The sequence below is a fragment of the Exiguobacterium sp. SH3S1 genome (genome assembly GCF_004337105.1).
In the GTDB taxonomy this organism is placed as follows: domain Bacteria; phylum Bacillota; class Bacilli; order Exiguobacteriales; family Exiguobacteriaceae; genus Exiguobacterium; species Exiguobacterium aurantiacum_A.
On record NZ_SJUW01000047.1, the window covers coordinates 1 to 399 of the forward strand.

The 399-nt window shown below is 32.8% G+C and carries 1 pseudogene; it reads right to left on the reverse strand.

From position 1 onward, the window contains the following. Nucleotides 1–399, reverse strand: a pseudogene (locus EVJ26_RS14335) (EVE domain-containing protein); the annotation flags it as partial.

The following is a 399-nucleotide window of genomic DNA, read 5'->3' on the forward strand; positions in this document are numbered from 1 at the left end:
CGATAGTATAATGCCCCTGTTTCATTTGGTAAATACTTGCCATAAAGCATATCTTCTGAAAAATCAGGATGACCTGTTGTTATAACAGGATTTGCATTCGCTTTTTGCAATAAGTCATTAGCCGCTTTTAAGCCTTCTTCTTTTCGATCTACAACAAGTAAAATAAATGGCTTTAACGCTTCTTCTTTTTCACTTTCAAGCATATCTGGTTTTTGAACCATGTCAAATGGAGATTTCAATCCATTATTATCGCTCATTTCAATAATTGCATCATACTGTGCTTGTGACATACTTGCAATAGCCTGTTTTGCATTTTCTTGAAGGAAATATAAGTTTTTCAATTTAGGATGCTTATTTAATGTACTTAATGTAATCGGTGTAATGTCTTTCTCATAAGAC